The sequence below is a fragment of the Propionicimonas sp. genome (genome assembly GCF_049840635.1).
In the GTDB taxonomy this organism is placed as follows: domain Bacteria; phylum Actinomycetota; class Actinomycetes; order Propionibacteriales; family Propionibacteriaceae; genus Propionicimonas.
On sequence record NZ_JASGKL010000004.1, the window covers coordinates 598,335 to 616,481 of the forward strand.

17 protein-coding genes and 1 tRNA gene are annotated in these 18,147 nt (G+C 72.6%); 7 read left to right on the plus strand and 11 right to left on the minus strand.

Annotation, left to right across the window (positions count from 1 at the left end; genetic code table 11):
• Positions 1 to 79 precede the first annotated feature (79 nt).
• The 6 genes from QM779_RS03035 to QM779_RS03060 all read right to left on the minus strand — a co-directional run bounded on the left by QM779_RS03035 (position 80) and on the right by QM779_RS03060 (position 5,963).
• Positions 80 to 152: transfer RNA gene (locus QM779_RS03035), tRNA-Asn, on the minus strand.
• A gap of 35 nt (positions 153 to 187) precedes the next feature.
• Positions 188 to 685 (minus strand): hypothetical protein, encoded by a 498-nt coding sequence (locus tag QM779_RS03040; RefSeq protein ID WP_428531414.1) that lies wholly within the window; start codon positions 683 to 685, stop codon positions 188 to 190.
• A gap of 121 nt (positions 686 to 806) precedes the next feature.
• On the minus strand, positions 807 to 1,190 hold the full coding sequence (locus tag QM779_RS03045; protein ID WP_428531417.1) for a (deoxy)nucleoside triphosphate pyrophosphohydrolase: 384 nt from the start codon (positions 1,188 to 1,190) through the stop codon (positions 807 to 809).
• Positions 1,191 to 1,201: 11 nt separating this feature from the next.
• Positions 1,202 to 2,563 (minus strand): pyridoxal phosphate-dependent decarboxylase family protein, encoded by a 1,362-nt coding sequence (locus QM779_RS03050; protein WP_428531420.1) that lies wholly within the window; start codon positions 2,561 to 2,563, stop codon positions 1,202 to 1,204.
• A 58-nt stretch (positions 2,564 to 2,621) separates the two neighbouring features.
• Positions 2,622 to 5,180 (minus strand): ATP-dependent DNA ligase, encoded by a 2,559-nt coding sequence (locus tag QM779_RS03055; protein WP_428531423.1) that lies wholly within the window; start codon positions 5,178 to 5,180, stop codon positions 2,622 to 2,624.
• Between the two features lie 63 nt (positions 5,181 to 5,243).
• Positions 5,244 to 5,963 (minus strand): NAD-dependent protein deacylase, encoded by a 720-nt coding sequence (locus QM779_RS03060; RefSeq protein ID WP_428531426.1) that lies wholly within the window; start codon positions 5,961 to 5,963, stop codon positions 5,244 to 5,246.
• Between the two features lie 52 nt (positions 5,964 to 6,015).
• Here QM779_RS03060 and QM779_RS03065 point away from each other — a divergent pair, with 52 nt between their 5' ends.
• Together QM779_RS03065 and QM779_RS03070 are read left to right on the plus strand one after the other, a co-directional pair.
• Positions 6,016 to 7,380, plus strand: a complete 1,365-nt coding sequence (locus QM779_RS03065; protein WP_428531428.1) for a M20/M25/M40 family metallo-hydrolase — start codon at positions 6,016 to 6,018, stop codon at positions 7,378 to 7,380.
• Entirely contained in the window at positions 7,377 to 8,831 is a 1,455-nt protein-coding gene (locus QM779_RS03070; protein WP_428531431.1) for an MFS transporter, read from the plus strand. Before QM779_RS03065 ends, QM779_RS03070 begins: the two co-directional genes overlap by 4 nt.
• A 7-nt stretch (positions 8,832 to 8,838) precedes the next feature.
• Here QM779_RS03070 and QM779_RS03075 read toward each other — a convergent pair whose 3' ends face one another.
• Positions 8,839 to 9,660, minus strand: coding sequence for an HAD family hydrolase (locus tag QM779_RS03075; RefSeq protein ID WP_428531434.1), 822 nt, complete (start codon positions 9,658 to 9,660; stop codon positions 8,839 to 8,841).
• A complete protein-coding gene (locus tag QM779_RS03080; RefSeq protein ID WP_428531437.1) occupies positions 9,657 to 10,523 on the minus strand; it encodes a hypothetical protein in 867 nt (288 codons plus the stop codon). Before QM779_RS03080 ends, QM779_RS03075 begins: the two co-directional genes overlap by 4 nt.
• Before the next feature lie 224 nt (positions 10,524 to 10,747).
• On the opposite strand from QM779_RS03080, the gene QM779_RS03085 reads away from it, so the two are divergent.
• Genes QM779_RS03085 through QM779_RS03100 form a run of 4 tightly spaced genes read left to right on the plus strand, consistent with a single transcriptional unit; the run spans position 10,748 to position 14,720 of the window.
• Positions 10,748 to 11,752 carry an AAA family ATPase gene (locus QM779_RS03085; protein ID WP_428533040.1) on the plus strand — a complete coding sequence of 335 codons (1,005 nt, stop codon included), beginning with the start codon at positions 10,748 to 10,750 and terminating at the stop codon, positions 11,750 to 11,752.
• Between the two features lie 50 nt (positions 11,753 to 11,802).
• Positions 11,803 to 12,804: a DUF58 domain-containing protein gene (locus QM779_RS03090; RefSeq protein ID WP_428533043.1), complete on the plus strand. Its 1,002-nt coding sequence runs from the start codon at positions 11,803 to 11,805 to the stop codon at positions 12,802 to 12,804.
• Positions 12,801 to 13,760 (plus strand): VWA domain-containing protein, encoded by a 960-nt coding sequence (locus QM779_RS03095; RefSeq protein WP_428531440.1) that lies wholly within the window; start codon positions 12,801 to 12,803, stop codon positions 13,758 to 13,760. Before QM779_RS03090 ends, QM779_RS03095 begins: the two co-directional genes overlap by 4 nt.
• A complete protein-coding gene (locus tag QM779_RS03100) occupies positions 13,761 to 14,720 on the plus strand; it encodes a VWA domain-containing protein (RefSeq protein WP_428531443.1) in 960 nt (319 codons plus the stop codon).
• A 26-nt stretch (positions 14,721 to 14,746) separates the two neighbouring features.
• Here QM779_RS03100 and QM779_RS03105 read toward each other — a convergent pair whose 3' ends face one another.
• Positions 14,747 to 15,442, minus strand: coding sequence for a YggS family pyridoxal phosphate-dependent enzyme (locus QM779_RS03105; RefSeq protein WP_428531446.1), 696 nt, complete (start codon positions 15,440 to 15,442; stop codon positions 14,747 to 14,749).
• A 570-nt stretch (positions 15,443 to 16,012) separates the two neighbouring features.
• On the opposite strand from QM779_RS03105, the gene QM779_RS03110 reads away from it, so the two are divergent.
• On the plus strand, positions 16,013 to 16,510 hold the full coding sequence (locus tag QM779_RS03110; RefSeq protein ID WP_428531449.1) for a DUF3145 domain-containing protein: 498 nt from the start codon (positions 16,013 to 16,015) through the stop codon (positions 16,508 to 16,510).
• A gap of 25 nt (positions 16,511 to 16,535) precedes the next feature.
• On the opposite strand, the gene QM779_RS03115 is transcribed toward QM779_RS03110, so the two are convergent.
• Both QM779_RS03115 and QM779_RS03120 read right to left on the minus strand, forming a co-directional pair.
• Complete coding sequence (locus QM779_RS03115) at positions 16,536 to 17,798, minus strand: beta-ketoacyl-[acyl-carrier-protein] synthase family protein (protein WP_428531452.1); 1,263 nt, start codon at positions 17,796 to 17,798, stop codon at positions 16,536 to 16,538.
• An 87-nt stretch (positions 17,799 to 17,885) separates the two neighbouring features.
• Positions 17,886 to 18,128: an acyl carrier protein gene (locus QM779_RS03120; protein WP_415154541.1), complete on the minus strand. Its 243-nt coding sequence runs from the start codon at positions 18,126 to 18,128 to the stop codon at positions 17,886 to 17,888.
• Positions 18,129 to 18,147: the final 19 nt, after the last annotated feature.

Here is an 18,147-nt window from a genome sequence, read left to right on the forward strand (position 1 = left end):
CGTCGGCGCGGTCCGAAGTGAGGTCGGCGGCGGCCGGTGTGGGTGCGAAACCCCTGATCAGGGGCCGAACAAAGCGAAGCTCCCCCGCCTGGACTCGAACCAGGAACCTACGGATTAACAGTCCGACGCTCTGCCAATTGAGCTACAGGGGATCGCGCTGGGCGCGAGTCGTTACGTTACCAGAAGTTCAGCCCACGTCGTATTCGGCGCGGAGGCGGGCCAGCTCGTCGCCGACGACGGGGTCGGCGGCCACCTGCTCGGGGGTCGTGCCCCGTCCCGGAGTGGCACTCCAGACCAGCGCGGCGGCATCGTCGCCGAGGTTGCGGCGGGCCGTGATCACCGCGGACCCCGCACCTGCCAGGGACACGGTGCGGACCACGGCGATGCTCGCGGTCACCCGCTCGTTGAACAGGTCGGGGAGCAGCCCCGTCTCGACGAGTTCGAGCTCGCCCTGTTCGCCGTCGACCGTGGTCCAGCGCAGGGTGTTCGTCTCCCGGGTCCATCCCCCCGTCGCGATCTCGTGCCAGGGGAGTTCCCGCGTCCCGTCCGGCCCGGCGAACATCAGCGCGTCCGCCAGCCCGAGGACCTGCCCGACCGGACTCCGTCCGGACGCGAGGACGCGGCGGCGGCCGGTCAGCTGCCGGAGGTCGGGGTCGTCGATCGTCGTGCGTCCGAAGAGGGCCATGCTCCCATTGTGGCTGGTGCTGGCGGCCCAACGCGGGCGCTCGCTCCGCTCGCTCCTCAGGGACCGTTGACGTCGCTCGGTGCGCTCGCTCCTCAGCGACCGTGGACGGTGAGCTCGCTCCTCACCAACCGCTGTCGGCGAACGCGAGGCCCCGGACGGCCGGCAGGTCGGGCTGCGCCCAGTCCAGCCAGACCAGGCGGTACCGGACGCACCACGCCAACTGGTCGTGGTCGGTGCTGGACGCGGGCAGCTGCTCCAGCGGCCGGACGAAGTAGCACGACAGCGTGATCGGCGTCCCGTCCACCATGGTCGTGGAGCGGTCGAGGAGCGCCCCGACCTCCGCCTCCACGCCCAGCTCCTCGAGGATCTCCCGCTCCAGCGCGGCCTCCGGGCGCTCGCCCGGCTCGAGCTTGCCTCCCGGGAACTCCCAGCGCCCGGCCGCCGTCAGCCCGGCCCGCCGTCGGCACGCCAGCACCCACTCACCGTCGATGAACACTCCGGCCACGACGTCCACGGTCAGCCCGCCACCCTGCGCAACACGGCCAACGTCGCCTCGACGTCTTCGTCGGTGGTCGACCCGTTGCACAGCGCCACCCGCAAGACCGCGCGGTCGTGCCAGCGCGAGCCCGACGTCCAGGCCTTCCCGTCGGCCAACATGTCGCGCACCACCTCCCGGGTGCGCTCGTCCGACCCGAACCGCGCGCAGACCTGCGTGAACACCACGTCGTTCAGCACCTCGGCGCCCGGGATCGCGCGGATCCCCTCGGCGAACATCGTCGCGTGCCGGCAGAACCGCTCGACCAGCTCCGCCACGCCGCTGCGTCCCAGCGCGGCCAGCACCGCCCATACCGGCACCGCCCGCGCGCGCCGCGACATCTCGGGGACGCGGTCGAACGGGTCGCCGCCCGCTTCGTCCTGGATCAGGTACTCGCCGCGCATGCCCATCGACGCCCGCATCGAGGCGTCGTCCCGGACGATCGCGATCCCGCAGTCGTACGGCACGTTGAGCGTCTTGTGCGCGTCGGTCGTCCACGAGTCGGCCGCCGCGCAGCCCTCGACCAGGTGCCGCAGCCTCGGGGACGCGGAAGCGAACAACCCGAACGCCCCGTCCACGTGCACCCACGCCCCCGCCCTGTGCGCGACCGCGATCGCGGCGGGGAAGTCGTCGAACGCCCCCGAGTGGACGTTGCCGGCCTGGAGCACCACGATCGCCGGAGCCCCGGCCGCCCTGTCGAGGTGCCACGCCAGCGCGTCCACGTCTATCCGGCCCTGGTCGTCGGACGCGACCGGCTCTGGACGGCCGAGGCCCGCGAACCGCAACGCCGAGTCGACCGAGTCGTGGCGCTCGTCCCCAACCAGGACGCGCACCGCGGGCGAGCCCGACAAGCCCTGCACCGCAGTGTCCCAGTCGGCCCGGCGCAGGACGGCGTCCCGCGCGGCGACCAGGCACGTCCAGTTCGCCATCGTCGCCCCTGTGACCAGCCCGACACCGGAGTCCGCCGGCAGCCCGAGCAGGTCCAGCAGCCACGCGTCGACGACGTGCTCCACGGCGACCGTGCCGGGCGTCACCGCCTCCAGCGCGCTGTTCTGGTCCCACGCCGAGGTCAGCCAGTCCGCGGCCAGCGCGGCCGGGTGCGTCCCACCGATCACCATCCCGAACCAGCGCGGCGAGGCCATCGCGGTCAGTCCCGGTTCGACGGCCGCGGCCAGGTGCCGCACGACGTCCGGCGCGGGGCTCGGGTGGTCCGGCAGGTCGCCGAGCAGCGCGGCGACGTCCTCGGCCGCCGCTCTCCCGGGCACGTCGCGGGTCGGCAGGGAGTCCAGCCAGTCGAGCGCCAACCGGTGCGCGACCTCCAGCGCCTCGTGCAGTTCCGACATCGAGAGCACCTCCCTGCTCGGCCATTATTCGCCGGTTCGGCGCGCCGCGCGCCCGGGACTACTGCGTAGCTTCCTCCCACACGACGTCTCCCGGGGCCTGGTCGGGACGCCATCCCCGCCAGACCGGGGCCCGGAGCCGCCCCGGCCCCGTCCGCTCCGCGTAGGTGACCTCGCCGACCAGCACCGGCTCCACCCACCGCGCGTCCCTCGCGTCCTCGGCGGGGACGCCGTCGATGCCCGGCCGGTCGGTGGCCAGCGGTGCGAGCAGTTCCTGGGCCGCCTTCAGGCCGGCGTCGGTGAAACCCGAACCCACCCGGCCCACGTAGACCAGCCGGTCGCCGTCCGGCACCGCGACCAGCAGCGAGCCGAGCGAGCCCGCGCGGTTGCCCTGGCCCGGGCGCCACCCACCCACCACGACCGACTGCGCGCGGGTGTGCTTGATCTTCAGCCACGTCCGCGCCCTCCGGCCCGGCTCGTAGGGGGACCCGCGCCGCTTGGCGACCACCCCCTCCAGGTGGAAGGAGAGGCTCGCATCCAGCGCCGAGGCGAGGTCGCCGTGGAACTCGGGAGGGACGTGGACGCGCCCGGCTGCCTGCGTCGGCTCGAGGGACGCGAGCAGCTCGCGGCGCACCTCGTACGGCTGGGCGGTGAGGTCCTGCCCGTTGAGCGCGAGCAGGTCGAACAGCATCAGCTGCGCGGGGGCGGACGCGGCGAGCGCGGCGATGTCGGTGGCCTTCGTGAGGTTGATTCTCGGCTGGAGCAGGCCGAAGTCGGGCGCCCCGCGCGGATCCAGCACCACGATCTCCCCGTCCAGCACGGCGTCGTCGCAGGGCAGCGCGGCCAGGTCGGGGATGAGGTCGGGGTAGCGGGCGGTCTCGTCGCGTCCGCTGCGGCTGGTGAGGGAGGCGCTGCCATGGTCGAGGCGGACGATCGCGCGGACCCCGTCCCACTTCATCTCGAAGGCCCAGTCGTCCTCGTCGCCGAGGCTCGCGGGGGTGGCGAGCGTGGCCAGCATCGGCGTGAGTGCTTCGGGGGTCGTGGCGGGGGCCCTTCGTGACGCTCGCTGCGCTGGCTCCTCAGGGACCGTGGAAGGCTCGGCGGCCCTTCGTGACGCTCGCTGCGCTCGCTCCTCAGGGACCGTGGAGGGGGCTCGCTCCTCAGGGGCCGTGGAGGGGAGCTGGTCCTCCGGGAGGGCCATGCGGTGCATGAGCCAATCCTTGCCGGTGCGGATCAGCGCGAAGCGGGCCGGGCTGCCGCCGAGGCCACCGTCGGGGCGGCCGTGCAGGACGACGATCACCTCCGCGTCCCGCCACTTCTCCAGCTCGTAGGTGCCGGCGTCCCAGATCGTCACCGTGCCGCCGCCGTACTCGCCCTTCGGGATCGTCCCCTCGAACGACCCGTACGCCAGCGGGTGGTCCTCGGTGGGGACGGCCAGGTGGTTCTGCTTCGGGTCGGTCGGGGGACCCTTCGGCACCGCCCAGCTGACCAGGACCCCGTCCCGCTCCAGCCGGAAGTCGTAGTGCAGGCGGCGCGCGTGGTGCTCCTGGATCACGAACGAGCGCCCGTCCGTGTGCTGCGGGGCGTCGGAGGGGACGGGCTCCGGCGTCTTCGTCGCATCCCGCATGCCGCGGTACGTGGCGAGGCGGTCGTCGGTGGCGGCGGCCCTTCGTGACGCTCGCTGCGCTCGCTCCTCAGGGACCGTTGACGACTGGTCCGCGGGGGACGCGTCCGGGGCGAGGGCAGCGAGGAGGTCGCCGGCGTCGGCGAGGCGGGCGAGGACCTCCCCGAACTCGAGGTGGCGCAGGTCGGGGTCGGCGAGCTCGTCCCACGTCCGCGGCGCAGCGACGGTCGGCCGCGTCCGCCCACGCAGCGAGTAGGGCGTGATCGTGGTCTTGTTGCCGTTGTTCTGGCTCCAGTCGATGAACACCTTGCCGGGCCGCTCGGTCCGCCGCATCACCGCGGTCACCCGGTCGGGATGCTCGGCCTGCAGCGCCTCCGCCAGCTCCTTCGCCAGCGCGGACGCCCCGGCCGGGTCCAGCGAGCCGTCTAGGTGGGCGTACAGGTGGATGCCCTTGCTCCCGGACGTCACTGGGTAGGCGGGCAGCCCCGCCCCGTCCAGCACCTCCCGGACCCAGCCCGCCACCTCCGCGCACCCGGCGAGGTCGACGCCCTCGCCCGGGTCGAGGTCGAGGACCAGCCGGTCCGGCGGCAGGGGAGTGCCGTCCTCGGCGAACCGCCACTGCGGGACGTGCAGCTCGAGCGCGGCGAGCTGGGCCAGCCAGACCAGCGTGGCCACGTCGTCGGCGACCGGATAGTCGTTGGTGCCCTCCGAGTGCGTGATCGGGTACCGCCGCACCCAGTCCGGCGTCCCCTTCGGCAGGTTCTTGGCGAAGAACACGTTCACGTGGTCGCCCTCGGCGCCCGTCCCGTCGGGCCAGCGCTTGCGGGTGATCGGACGCTGCCGCAGGTGTGGCACGAGGACGCGTCCGACCTCCGCGTAGTAGGCGATCACCTCGCCCTTCGTCGTGCCGGTGGCGGGATAGAGCACCTTGTCGAGGTTGGTCAGGCTGACGGCGCGGCCGTCCACGACCACCTGCTGTGCGTCCCCACCCGCCATGCGGGCCATCCTGCCCGAGCCGCCGGACGGGGTCGAGGGCTCGTGGCCCCCGACGGCGGTGCCTCAGGGGACGGCGGCGCCGAGAGCCTCCCCGATCGGCTCGCGAACCACCAGGGTGGCCAGATGGTCGTGGTCGGTGGCCGCGGTGTTGATCAGGACCAGTTCGTCGCCCCCGAACGCCCCCAGCAGCCCCGCGGCGGGGTACACGACGAGGGAGGTGCCGCCCACGATGACGGTGTCCGCAGCCCTCAGCGCCTGGATCGCGGCGTCCATCACCGCGGGGTCGAGCGCTTCCTCGTACAGCACGACGTCGGGCTTGATCACGCCCCCGCAGGCACAGGTGGGCACCCCATCGGCTGCCAGGACCGCGTCCAGCCCGAACCCGCGACCGCAGCGCACACAGGTGTTCCGGTGGACGCTGCCGTGCAGCTCGAGGACGTCCTTCGACCCCGCGCGCCGGTGCAGGCCGTCGATGTTCTGGGTGATGACGGCGGTGAGCCGGCCCCGCTGCTCGAGCCGGGCGAGGGCCAGGTGGGCGGCGTTCGGCCTCGCGTCCGGGTACAGCAGGTGTGAGCGGTAGTAGTCGAAGAACTCCGCGGTGTGCCGGACGAAGAACGAGTGGCTGAGCACCTCCTCGGGGGCGTACCGGGTGCCGGTGGACCGGGAGTACAGGCCGTCGGCCGAGCGGAAGTCGGGAATCCCGCTCTCCGTGGACACCCCCGCGCCGCCGAAGAACACGATCCGGCGGCTCTTCTCGATGATCCGGGCGAGTTCGCTGGCCACGCTCGCGACCCTACGCCGTCACCGTGCACAGATCCGGGTCTAGGCTCCGGCCATGCAGTTCGCCGCACCGGTGGATGCCGCCGCAGCGAGACCCGGCATCGAGGACCGACTGGCCGCGCTCGTCCGCGTCCCGACCGTCTCCGCAGAGCGGGAGGTCAGCGGGGACGGGCCGTTCGAGGACCTGGTCGCGCTCCTCGGCGAGCTGTATCCGCTCGTCCATGCCCACCTGGCCAGGGAACGGTTCGGGCTCGGGCTGGTCTACACCTGGTCGCCCGCCGCTGACGCCGACGCCGACCCGGTCGTCCTGATGGCGCACTACGACGTCGTCCCCGTCGCCGGGCAGGAGGCGGAGTGGACGGTGCCGCCGTTCGAGGGCCGGGTCGCCGACGGCCACGTGTACGGGCGCGGGTCGCTGGATGACAAGGGCGCGCTCTGCACCCTGCTGGACGCGGTCGAGAACCTCCTCGCCGAAGGCTGGACGCCCCCGCGCCCCGTCCTGCTCTGCTTCGGCCCGGACGAGGAGGTGCACGGCGCCACCGCCCGGCAGATGGCCGCCGCGCTGCACGAGCGCGGCGTCCGACCGTGGCTGGTGCTCGACGAGGGCGGAGCGATCAGCGAGATCCCGTTCCCCGGCGTCAGCGGGGCGTTCGCCGTCGTCGGTCTCGCCGAGAAGGGCGTGATGACCGTCGAGCTGGCCGCGGGCGGTACGGGCGGCCACGCGTCCGCGCCGACCGGGCTGACCGCCGTCGGGCGGATCGGGCGGGCGGTCGCCCGACTCAACCGCAACCCGTTCGACGTCCGGATGTCGCGGACGGTCGTCAGCCTGCTGGTCGCGCTCGCCGACCACGCCGAGGGGGCGTACGCCAGGGCCTGGCGGGCCGCGGCGGCCGCGCCGTGGCTGGCGGCCCGCCTGCTGGCCGTGGCCGGGGGCGCCGACGGCGCGGCGCTCGTCCGGACCAGCCTCGCCCCGACCATGCTGACCGGCGGCAGCAGCGCCAACGTGCTGCCCTCCCACGCCACAGCGACGCTGAACATCCGGGTGAACGTCGGCGAGACCACGACGGGCGTCGTGGCCCGGCTGCGCAGGGTGATCGCCGACCCGGAGGTCTCGGTGCGGGTCGTCGAGGGCGACGAGCCGACGCCCGAGTCCCCGTCCGACGGCGCGCAGTTCGCGTTGATCGCCGCGAGCGTGGACGCGGGCTACCCCGGGGTGCCGACCATCCCGTACCTCACCACCGCCGCCACGGACGGCCGGCACTGGCACCGGTTCTGCCCGTTCGTCTACCGGTTCATGCCGCTGTACGTCCCCGAGGCCGACCGTGCCGGCATTCACGGACGCGACGAGCGGGTGGCCGTCGACAGCCTGGTCCGCGGCGAGCGCTGCTACCGGGCGCTCTTGAAAGGGCTCCCCGCATGAGTGAGACGGCTTCCGCCACCGACGCCGGCCGCGTCCGCTTCGGGGCGCTCGGCGCCGTGGTCGGATTCCTGGTGTTCGTCGAACTCACCAGCGGTGTGATCCAGGGCTTCTACACGCCGCTGCTCACCGACATCGCGCGCCACTTCGGCGTCCCGGACGCGGACGTGAACTGGCTGGAGGGCGGCCAGGCCATGGTGGCGGCGATCGTCATCCCCGCCTTCGCCAAGCTCGGCGACATGGTCGGCCACCGGCGCATGCTGCTGGTCTCCACCGCGCTGACGGCGCTCGCGAGCGCCGCCATGCCGCTGACCGGCAACTTCTGGCTGTTCCTGCTGGCGTGGTCGCTGCAGGGGTTCTACGTGGTGTGGCTGCCGCTGGAGACCGCGCTGGTCTTCTCCCGCGCCCGGGCCACCGGCCACGCGTCCGCGCTGACCCGGAGGGCGGCCGGGCTGCTCGTCGCTGCGCTCGAGGTGGGTGTGATCATCGCCGCGCTGTCGGCCGGCCAGCTGATCGACGTCATCCCGCTGCCGTACATCCTCTGGATCCCCGCCGTGGCGGTGGCGGCCTGCTTCTTCGTGATCCTGTTCGGCGTGAAGGAGTCGCCCGAGCTCCACGGCGGACGGTTCGACACCACCGGCCTGCTGCTGGTGGCTGCCGCGCTGCTCGCGTTCACCGGCGGCCTGTTCCTGCTCCGAGTGAACGGCCCGGGCAGCGTCGTCGCGTGGCTGGCCCTGGCCGCGGGGCTCGCGCTGTTCTACCCGTTCGTGCGGTGGGAGCTCCGCCACGACGACCCGGTGGTGGACGTGCGGATGTTCGCCAACCCCTCCCTGTGGCCGGTGTTCCTGACCGCGGGCCTGTTCGGGGTGAGCGTGCTGGGCGCGCAGGCGCCGCTGTCGACGTTCGCGCGCACCGACCCCGCGACCTACGGGTACGGTCTCGGCGCGACCAGCGGCCAGACCTCGATCCTGATCGGGGTGTACGTGCTCTCGCTGGCCGGCGGTGCGCTGCTGTTCCCCCTGGTCACGCGGGTGGTCACGCCGCGGTGGGCGCTGGTCGGAGCGAGCACCATCGTCGGCATCGGGTACCTGCTGTTCCTGCCGTTCCACGCCACCTACGCGCAGACCCTCACCAACATGGTGGTCGCCGGCCTCGGCTCCGGCGCGCTGGTCGCCGCGCTGCCCGCCGCGGCCGCGTCCGCAGCCCCGCACGGGCAGACCGGCGTCGCGACCGGCCTGACGAACTCGGTGAAGACGGTGGGTGGCGCGGTCGCGTCCGCCGTGTTCGGGATCGCGCTGGCCACGCACGCCGACGGGTCGGCGGCCGGCACGGCGGGCTCCTTCAGCGGCTATGTGACGGTCTGGACGGTGTGCGGCGTGACCGCGCTGGCCGCGGCCGTCGCCCTCCTGTTCGTTCCGAGGACGGCGTTCAGCGACACCACCCCGACCGCCTGAGGGACGGTCAGCGGAGCAGGTCGAGGACGGTGCGTCCCACTCCGTCGGCGTCGTTGCCGGGGACGACCTCGAAGCCGGCCGCGAGCAGGCTGGGGTGGCCGTTCGCCACGACGTAGCCGCGGCCCGCCCACGCCAGCATCGCGGCGTCGTTCGGCATGTCCCCGAACGCCACCACGTCGGAGGCGTCCACGCCGAGCTCCGCGCAGAGCAGGGCGAGCGTGCTCGCCTTCGTCACGCCCGGTGCGCTGACCTCGACGAGCCCGTACGCGCCGGAGGTCATCGAGTGGGTGAGGGTGAGGCGGTCGCCGACGGCGGCGGCCGCCCGCTCGGCCAGCGCGTCGCTGTCGAGCGTGGTGTGGTAGCCGAGGAGCTTGATCACCGGCCCGATGCACCACAGCAGTTCCGGCAGTTCGGCCACGACGGCGGCGTCGCCCGTCCGCTCCACCGAGGGGCAGGACGGCTCGCCCGCGAACCCGGTCGCGGTCTCGAAGCCGAAGGTGGTGCCGGGCACGGCCGTCCGGATCGCCTCGGCGACCTCCAGCACTACCGCGGGGTCGAGCGGGAAGCTGCGGACGATCGTCCGCCCGGCGAGGTCGAATACCGCGGCGCCGTTGCTGACGATCACCTGTGAGTGCGCCTCGGCCAGGTCGTCCAGCACGTCCAGCCACCGCAATGGACGGCCGGTCGCCACGACGAAGGGGACACCGAGCTCGGCCGCCCTGCGCGCGGCGAAGAGGTTCGTGGCGGAGACCCGGTGGTCGGGGCCGAGGAAGGTGCCGTCGAGGTCGGTGGCGATCAGCCGTGGGCGGAGCGCCGACGGCCCGGTCACAGCCGGGAGTTCGGTGTCGGAGATCCCGGCCCGGACGGGGAGCCCGACTGCGGCGACGGCGACCCGGACTGCGGCGAGGGGGACGCAGACGCCGACGACGGGCTGGGCGACCCCGACTGCGGGGACGGCGAACCCGACTGCGGGGACGGCGAGCCCGACTGCGGCGACCCGGACGCGCTGGTCGGGACCGGCGGCGGGGGAGAGACCGGCGGGGACTGCTGGAAGATCAGGATCGCGATCAGCACGGCGAGGGCGGCCAGCAACAGCATCAGCAGCCAGGAGACGAGGATCGACAGCCAGCCCGCCCGGTCGTGGCGGCCCGGCCACGGCAGCGGCCAGAGCCGGGCGACGCCCGGCCGCGTCCGGTCGAGCCAGGGCAGCTGGTAGTCAGGCCCCGCGGGCGCACCCTGGGGCGCCACCCTGGACATGTCGACCTCCGCCAGGATCCGGGAGGCCTCCTCCTGCGAGGCGGGGGACGCGTCGTAGGCGAGCGCGACCCACGGGGTGGCGGGGACGTCCTCGCCGATCTTCGGGTCGTCGAGCTTGTCGTCGGCGTACCGGCCGCCGAGGCGTCCGTCGGCCTGGCCGTGGCCCCCGCGGGCGAGGACCGTGTCGATGTGCAGCTGATTGACCGTGCCGGCGAAGCGCTCCCTGGCGCCGGCGTCCGCCGCCGCCCCCTCGGAGAGCAGGATCAGGATCGCCGGCGCGTTCACCGCGTCGTGCCCGATGTAGGCCACGCCGGACGGTGCGGCCACCAGGCGGGCGTCGAGCCAGTAGTCGCCGACCTTCGGGGGGTCCGACGGCAGCAGGGGGGACAGCCGGGGCGGCTGGGGGCCGTCGGTCGGCGGTTCCGGTGCGGTCATCTCGTCCTTCGTCGGTGGGTCGGGCGGCCCGTGTGCCCCCATTGTGCCGCACGGTCCCGGGCGCGCCGTGGTTGCACAGGGGACCCACAGTGCCAGCCGGTATCGTGGACCGAAGTCGCCCTGCCGCACGTCACCAGGAGAATCGCGTGACCGATCCGACCCCGCCCGCCGCCGCGTCCCAGCCCGCCCAGGCTCCCGCATCCGATGCGGCGAAGTCCGCGAAGATCCTCGGCGACGCCATCGCCCAGGTGCAGCGGGTCATCGTGGGCCAGGAACACATGGTCGAGCAGTTGATGGTGGCCCTGCTGGCCAAGGGCCACTGCCTCCTCGAAGGCGTTCCCGGCGTGGCGAAGACCCTCGCGGTACGCAGTTTCGCCACCGTCGTCGGCGGCCAGTTCGCCCGCATCCAGTTCACGCCCGACCTGGTGCCCTCCGACATCGTGGGCACCCGGATCTACTCCGCGCGGCAGGAGAAGTTCGACATCGCGCTCGGCCCGGTGTTCGTGAACTTCGTGCTCGCGGACGAGATCAACCGCGCGCCGGCCAAGGTGCAGTCGGCGATGCTCGAGCTGATGGCGGAGAAGCAGGTGTCGATCGGCGGCACCACCTACCCGGTGCCGGAGCCGTTCATCGTGATCGCGACCGAGAACCCGATCGAGTCCGAGGGTGTGTATCCGCTGCCCGAGGCGCAGCGCGACCGCTTCCTGCTCAAGGTGGACGTGCCGTACCCCCGGGGCAACGAGGAGTTCGAGATCCTGCGCCGGATGAGCGTCCGGCCGCCGACCGCGAACCCCGTGCTCAACCCCGAACTGGTCAAGCAGCTGCAGGACCAGGCGTCGGAGGTGTTCGTGCACAACCTCGTCGCCGAGTACATCGTCCGCCTCGTCCTGGCCACCCGGACCCCGGAGGAGTTCGGGATGCCCGACCTGACCAGCGTGATCCAGGTCGGCTGCAGCCCGCGAGCCACGCTGGGCCTCGTGGCGGCCTCCCGGGCGCTGGCCCTGATCCACGGCCGCGACTACGTGCTGCCGACCGACGTCCAGGCCGTCGCCAGGGACGTGATGAGCCACCGCCTCGTGCTGGGCTTCGACGCGGTCGCCGACAACATCACCCCGGCGCAGGTGATCGAGCGCATCCTCGCGATGGTGCCGCCGCCCACGCCGGTGTGGAACAACCAGCCCCACGCGGCCGGCCAGCCCGCGCACGCCGCGCACCAGGCCCGACACTGAGCGTGACCCTCCAGCCCGGCTTCGCGCCACCGCCCGACGACCTCGGCGCGGTGGCCTCGGTGCTGCACGAACCGACGTCGGCGACCATCCCGCTGCACAAGCTCGCCCCCGAGGCGGCGCTGCGACGGCTGGAACTGACGGTCGTGCGGCGCCTGGAGGGCTTCCTGCACGGCGACCACCAGGGCCTGCTCCCGGGCCCGGGGACGGAGGCGAACGACGCCCGCCTCTACGTCCCCGGCCAGGACGACGTCCGCAAGATCGACTGGGCGGTGACCGCGCGCACGACCACGCCGTACGTCCGCGACACCATCGCCGACCGGGAACTCGAGATCTGGGCGCTGCTGGACGTCACGCCGTCCATGAACTGGGGGACCGAGGGCGTGACCAAGCGTGACCTCGGGATCGCGGCGATCGCGACGATCGGCTTCCTCAGCCAGAAGATGGGGGACCGCTTCGGCGGCCTGGTGATGCGTCCCGACCAGATCAAGCGCTTCCCCGCGCAGTCCGGACGCACTGCGCTCTACGGGCTGCTGCGCCGCATGCTGACCGAGCCGATCGTCACCGACCACACGACCGGCCCGTATTCGCTGGCCGCGGGGATCCAGCGGATGGCCAGGACCGAGCGCCGCCGCGGGATGCGGCTGGTGGTCTCCGACTTCCTCACCCCGGGCGACTTCGAGCTGGACCCGAACGTCGAGCCGGAGTGGGAGCGTCCGATGCGGCAGCTGGCCGTCCGCAACCAGGTGCTGGCGATCGAGGTCGTCGACAAGCACGAGGTCGAGTTCGCCGACGTCGGCGACCTGCTGATCCGCGACCCGGAGACCGACTTCGAGCGCTACGTGAACACCTCCGACGACGCGGCCCGCGAGCGGATGGACGCGGCCACCGCCGCCCAGAGGGAGCGGATCCGGATCGCGCTGCGCAGGGCTGGCGCCGCCCACATCCAGTTGCGCACCGACAGAGACTGGGTGCATGACATCGCCCGCTTCGTCCTGGCCTACCGGAGGACGGCCAGCATGCTGCACCAGCCGCCGAGCGGGGTGACCAAGTGACCTGGCCGCCGTCCTTCCTCCAGCCCGAGCGGCTCTGGATCCTGCTCGTGGTGCCGCTCCTGGTCGCGGCGTACATCTATCTGGTCCGGCGCAAGAAGAAGACCGGGATGCGGTTCACCAACACCGCCATCCTGTCCCGGGTGGTGCCCAAGCAGTCGCAGTGGCGTCGACACCTCGCCGTGGGGCTCTCGCTCGCCGCGCTGCTCGCGCTGAGCCTGGCGTGGGCGCGTCCGAACGGCATCGAGATGGTGCCCAGGGAGCGGGCGACGATCGTCCTGGTCATCGACACGTCCCGGTCGATGGCGGCGACCGACGTCCAGCCGACCCGGCTGGACGCGGCCAAGACCGCGGCGCAGACCTTCGTGAAGGCGTTGCCCGAGCAGTACAACGTCGCGGTGGTGAGCCTGTCCGGGAACCCGGCCGTGGTGCTCCCGCCGACGACCGACAGGACCCAGGTGCAGCAGGCGATCACCAGCCTCAAGCTGGCCGACTCGACGGCGATCGGGGAGTCGATCTACACCGCGCTGAACGCCCTCCAGCTGGCGCCGAAGGGGACGGACTCGTCCACGGCTCCCGGCGCGATCGTGCTGCTCTCCGACGGCCAGAACACCGCAGGGCGCGCGCCCGCGCAGGCGACGGCGGAGGCGAAGAAGGAGGGCGTGCCGATCTACACGATCGCCTACGGCACCGAGAACGGGTACGTCGACCTCGACGGCACGCGGGAGCGCGTCCCGCCGGACACCGAGTTGCTGGCCACCATCGCGCAGGGGTCGGGAGGGCAGTCGTTCTCCGCGGAGAACCTCGAACAGCTGAACAAGGTGTACAACAACATCCGCAGCGAGGTGGGCTACACCCCGACGAAGAAGGAGACCACCGCGCTGTGGGCGGGCTACGGCCTGGCGTTCGCGGTGGTGGCGGCACTGGCGGCGGTGTCGCTGGGAGCGAGGTGGCCGTAGATGTTCGACCTTGAGTTCATGCGACCCGAGCGGCTGTGGTGGCTACTGCTGATCCCGCTGCTGGTGGGGCTGTACCTGTTCCTGCTGTGGCGGCGCGCGCGCAAGGCGCGTCCGCACCAGATCACGAACCTGCAGCGCGTCCTGCCCAGACAGCAGGCGTGGAAGCGCCACGTCGCCGTCGGCGCGGCCGTGCTCGCGCTGGCCGCGCTGAACGTCGCCTTCGCGCAGCCGAAGGGGCAGGTGGAGGTGCCGAGGGAGCGGGCGACGATCGTGCTGGCGATCGACGTGTCGCGCTCGATGATCGCCGAGGACGTCGCGCCCAACCGGCTCGCTGCCGCGAAGTCGGCGGCGCAGGACTTCCTCGAGATGCTGCCGACCGGGTTCAACGTCGCGCTGGTCAGCTTCGCCGGCACGGCCGCCGTCGTGGTGCCGCCCACCACCGACCGTGGGGTGGTGTCGGCGGCGATCGAGAACCTCCAGGTGGCCCCGTCCACGGCGATCGGCGAGGGCATCTACTCTGCGCTGGACGCGATGGCGCAGGCGCCGCCCGACCCGAACGACCCCGACAGCACGGCGCCCGGCGCGATCGTGCTGCTCTCCGACGGCTACACCAACGTCGGGCGCCCGTCCGACCAGGCGGCGCAGCAGTCGAAGAAGGAGGGCATCCCGATCTACACGATCGCCTACGGCACGGAGAACGGCTACGTCGAGAACGACGGCCGTCGCGAGCCCGTCCCGGTGAACCCCGCGGAGCTGCGGCAGATCTCGCAGATCTCCGGCGGCAAGGCGTTCGCCGCAGGTTCGGAGAACGAGCTCAAGCAGGTGTACTCCTCCATCGCGCGCCAGGTGGGCTACATGAAAGTCGACCAGGAGGTCACCGAGGCGTACGCCGGCTACGCGCTGGGGTTCGCGATCCTGGCCGGCATCGCTGTGATCTCGCTGGCCGCCCGCTGGCCGTAGCAGCCGTCCGGCCCGTGGCGGCTAGTTCAGCCGCGGGCGCCGAAGATTGCCGTGCCGAGCCGGACGACGGTGGCACCGTGCGCGATGGCGAGCTCGAAGTCGCCCGACATCCCCATCGACAGCTCGTCGTAGCCCTGGCCGTCGACCGAGGCGTCCCGCAGCCGGCGCTGGACGTCGACGACCCGCTCGAAGCAGGCGCCGACCTGCGCGGGATCGGGGGACGGGAGGGCGAGGGTCATCAGGCCGCGCACCTGGAGCGCATCGAACGGGGTGAGTCCCTTCGCGAAGGCGGGGACGTCCTGCGGGGGGAGCCCGAACTTGGAGTCCTCTGCGGAGGAGTTCACCTGGATCAGCACGTCGAGCCGGCGTCCGGCGGTCTGCAGGCGGCGGTCGAGCTCTGCGGCGAGCGGGAGGGAGTCGAGCGCCTGGAACTCGCTGGCGAACCCGGCGACGACGCGGGCCTTGTTGGTCTGCAGGTGGCCGATCATCACCCACTCCAGGCCGGGGGTGCCCTCCAGATCGGAGGCCTTGGCGCTGGCCTCCTGGACTTTGTTCTCGCCGAAGCGCGAGTAGCCCGCAGCGTGGGCGGCGAGGACGTCGGAGGCGGGCCGGGTTTTGCTCACCGGCAGCAGCCGGACCGAGCCGGGCGCCCTGCCCGCCTCCACGCACGCCGTGTCGATGCGCGCCCGGACCGCGGCGAGGTTCGCAGCGATGTCGGGCATGCCCCAAGCTAACCAGCAGCAGCCCGCGGCGTCATATCCGCCCGGGCGGCACGTTGGGAACCGTCCCCATCGATCCCCACGACGGCACGAAGCACAGAGAGCCGCCTCTCCTGCGAGGGCCCGAGACTCGGGAACGCCGTGATCAGCAGGCGGCTTCGGCAGGGCCGGAGTGAGTGGGGCTGACCGCGACGTTTCCTGGGTTATGGCGGGGTCCTCGACAGGCCGGTGAGCTGATCGCGACCTTTCCGGGGTTATGGCGGGGTCCTCGACAGGCCGGTGAGCTGACCGCGACCTTTCCGGGGTTATCGGCTCGGTGGAGCGGCGCATTACCCGGGGAACCTCGCGGTCACTCAGCGAGGCCGCCGCACCACCGCTGATAACCCGGTGAACCTCGCGGTCCCACCAGCACGTGGGGACGGTTCCTTCGTGCCCGGCACGATGGGGACGGTTCCTATCGTGCCGCTCCCGCCCGGGGCTGGTACGGACGGGACGGGTGGGGCAGAATGGGCACGTCCCCGTGGGACTGAGGTGGCTGGGGAAGGCACATCTCAGCGAAAGGGGACGCCGACTATGTCCAGCACGCGCGGGATCATCCTGGTCCACTCCGCGCCGGCAGCGCTGCGCCCGCACATCGAGTGGGCCGTGGGCGCTGTGTTCGGCGCGCCGGTCGAGCTCCACTGGTCCCCCCAGCCCGCCGAACCGCGCTCCCTGCGTGGTGAGCTCACCTGGCACGGACGCATCGGCACCGGCGCGCAACTGGCCAGCGCCCTCCGCGGCTGCGCGCGGGCCCGCTTCGAGGTGACGGAGGACGCCTCCGCCGGCCAGGAGGGAATGCGCTGGGCGTACACGCCGCGACTGGGGATCTTCGCCGCGTCCATCGGCGTCCACGGCGACATCATGGTCCACGAGGACCGGCTCAAGCAGGCCATCCTCGCCGACGCGCTCGGCCGCCAGCCGCTCGCCGAGGGCGTCGCGGAACTCCTCGGCGCCCGCTGGGACGCCGAACTCGAGGCGTTCCGCCAGGCCGGGGACGGCGCACCCGTCCGCTGGCTCCACCAGGTCGGCTGAGCCGGCGCGAAAACGGGGACGCGGGTCAGGCGGTCAGGTTCGCGTTCGTCACCGCGACGGCGACGTTGGCGCCGCCGAAGCCGAACGAGTTGTTGATCGCGGCCAGGTCGCCCTCGGGCAGCGGACGCGCGACGTTGGCGGCGATGTCGATGCCGAGGTCGGGCTCCGGGTTGTCGAGGTTGATGGTCGGCGGCACCAGCCGGTCGCGCAGGGCGAGCACGGTGGCGACCGTCTCCAGCGCGCCCGCGCCGCCGAGCAGGTGGCCGGTCATCGACTTCGTGGAGGTCACGATGCAGTCGTCGACCGCGCTGCCCAGACCCTGCCGGATCGAGCCGGCCTCGGTCAGGTCGCCCTGCGGCGTGGACGTGCCGTGCGCGTTGACGTGACGGATGTCGGACGCGCTCAGCCCCGCGTCCCTGATCGCCTTCGTCATCGCGCCGAACTGGCCTTCGCCGGTGGGGTCGGGCTGGACGATGTCGTGGCTGTCGGCGGTGATGCCGGCACCGGCCAGCGTGCCGTAGATCTTCGCCCCGCGCGCCTTGGCGTGCTCGAGCGTCTCGATGACGAGGAGCGCGGAGCCCTCGCCCATCACGAAACCGTCGCGGTCCACGTCCCACGGACGCGACGCGCGCTCGGGCTCGTCGTTGCGTCGGCTGAGCGCCTGCATCTGGCCGAAGGCCGCGATCGGCAGCGGGTGGATGGTCGCCTCGGTGCCGCCCACGAGCGCGACGTCCGCCCGGCCGAGCCGGAGCTGGTCGATCGCCAGTGCGATCGCCTCGTTCGAGGACGCGCACGCCGACACCGGGGTGTGGACGCCGGCCTTCGCGTGCACCTGCATGCCGACGTTCGCCGCGGGGGCGTTGGCCATCAGCATGGGGATCGTGAACGGGCTCACCCTGCGGTAGCCCTTGTCGCGCTGGACGTCCCAGTTGTTCAGCAGCGAGTGCAGGCCGCCGATGCCGCTGGCCAGCGACACGATCAGGCGCTGCGGGTCGACCAGGTCGGGGTCGGTGCCCTCCCAGTCGAAGCCGGCGTCCGTCCACGCCTCCTGCGCGGCGATCAGCGCGAGCTGGGTCGACCGGTCGAGCCGGCGTGCCTTCACCCTGTCGATGATCTCGGACGGGTCGACCGCCACGTGCGCGGCGATCTTCACCGGGAGGTCGTCCGCCCACTCCTCGGGGATGCGGGTGACGCCCGAGCGGCCGGCCAGCAGGCCTTCCCAGGTGGACGCCAGGTCGCCGCCGAGCGGTGTCGTGGCCCCGAGGCCGGTGATCACGATCTCAGTCATGTCTCTCCGAGGTGAGGTGCGGGATTGGTCGGCCGGTGGGGTCGGGTCCGCCGGGTGCCGGCGGGCCCGACCGGGTCGGGCACAGCGTCAGCTGTGGGCCTCGATGTAGGCGACGGCGTCGCCGACCGTCTTCAGGTTCTTGGACTCCTCGTCCGGGATGGTGACGCCGAACTTCTCCTCGCAGCCGACGAGGATCTCGACCATCGCCAGGCTGTCGACGTCGAGGTCGTCGACGAACGACTTGTCGAGCTGCACGTCCTCGACCGGGGTGCCGGCGACGTCGTTGACGAGCTCGGCGAGCTGGGCCCGGATCTCTTCGGTGGTTGCCATGGGTTTCTCCTTACTAGGT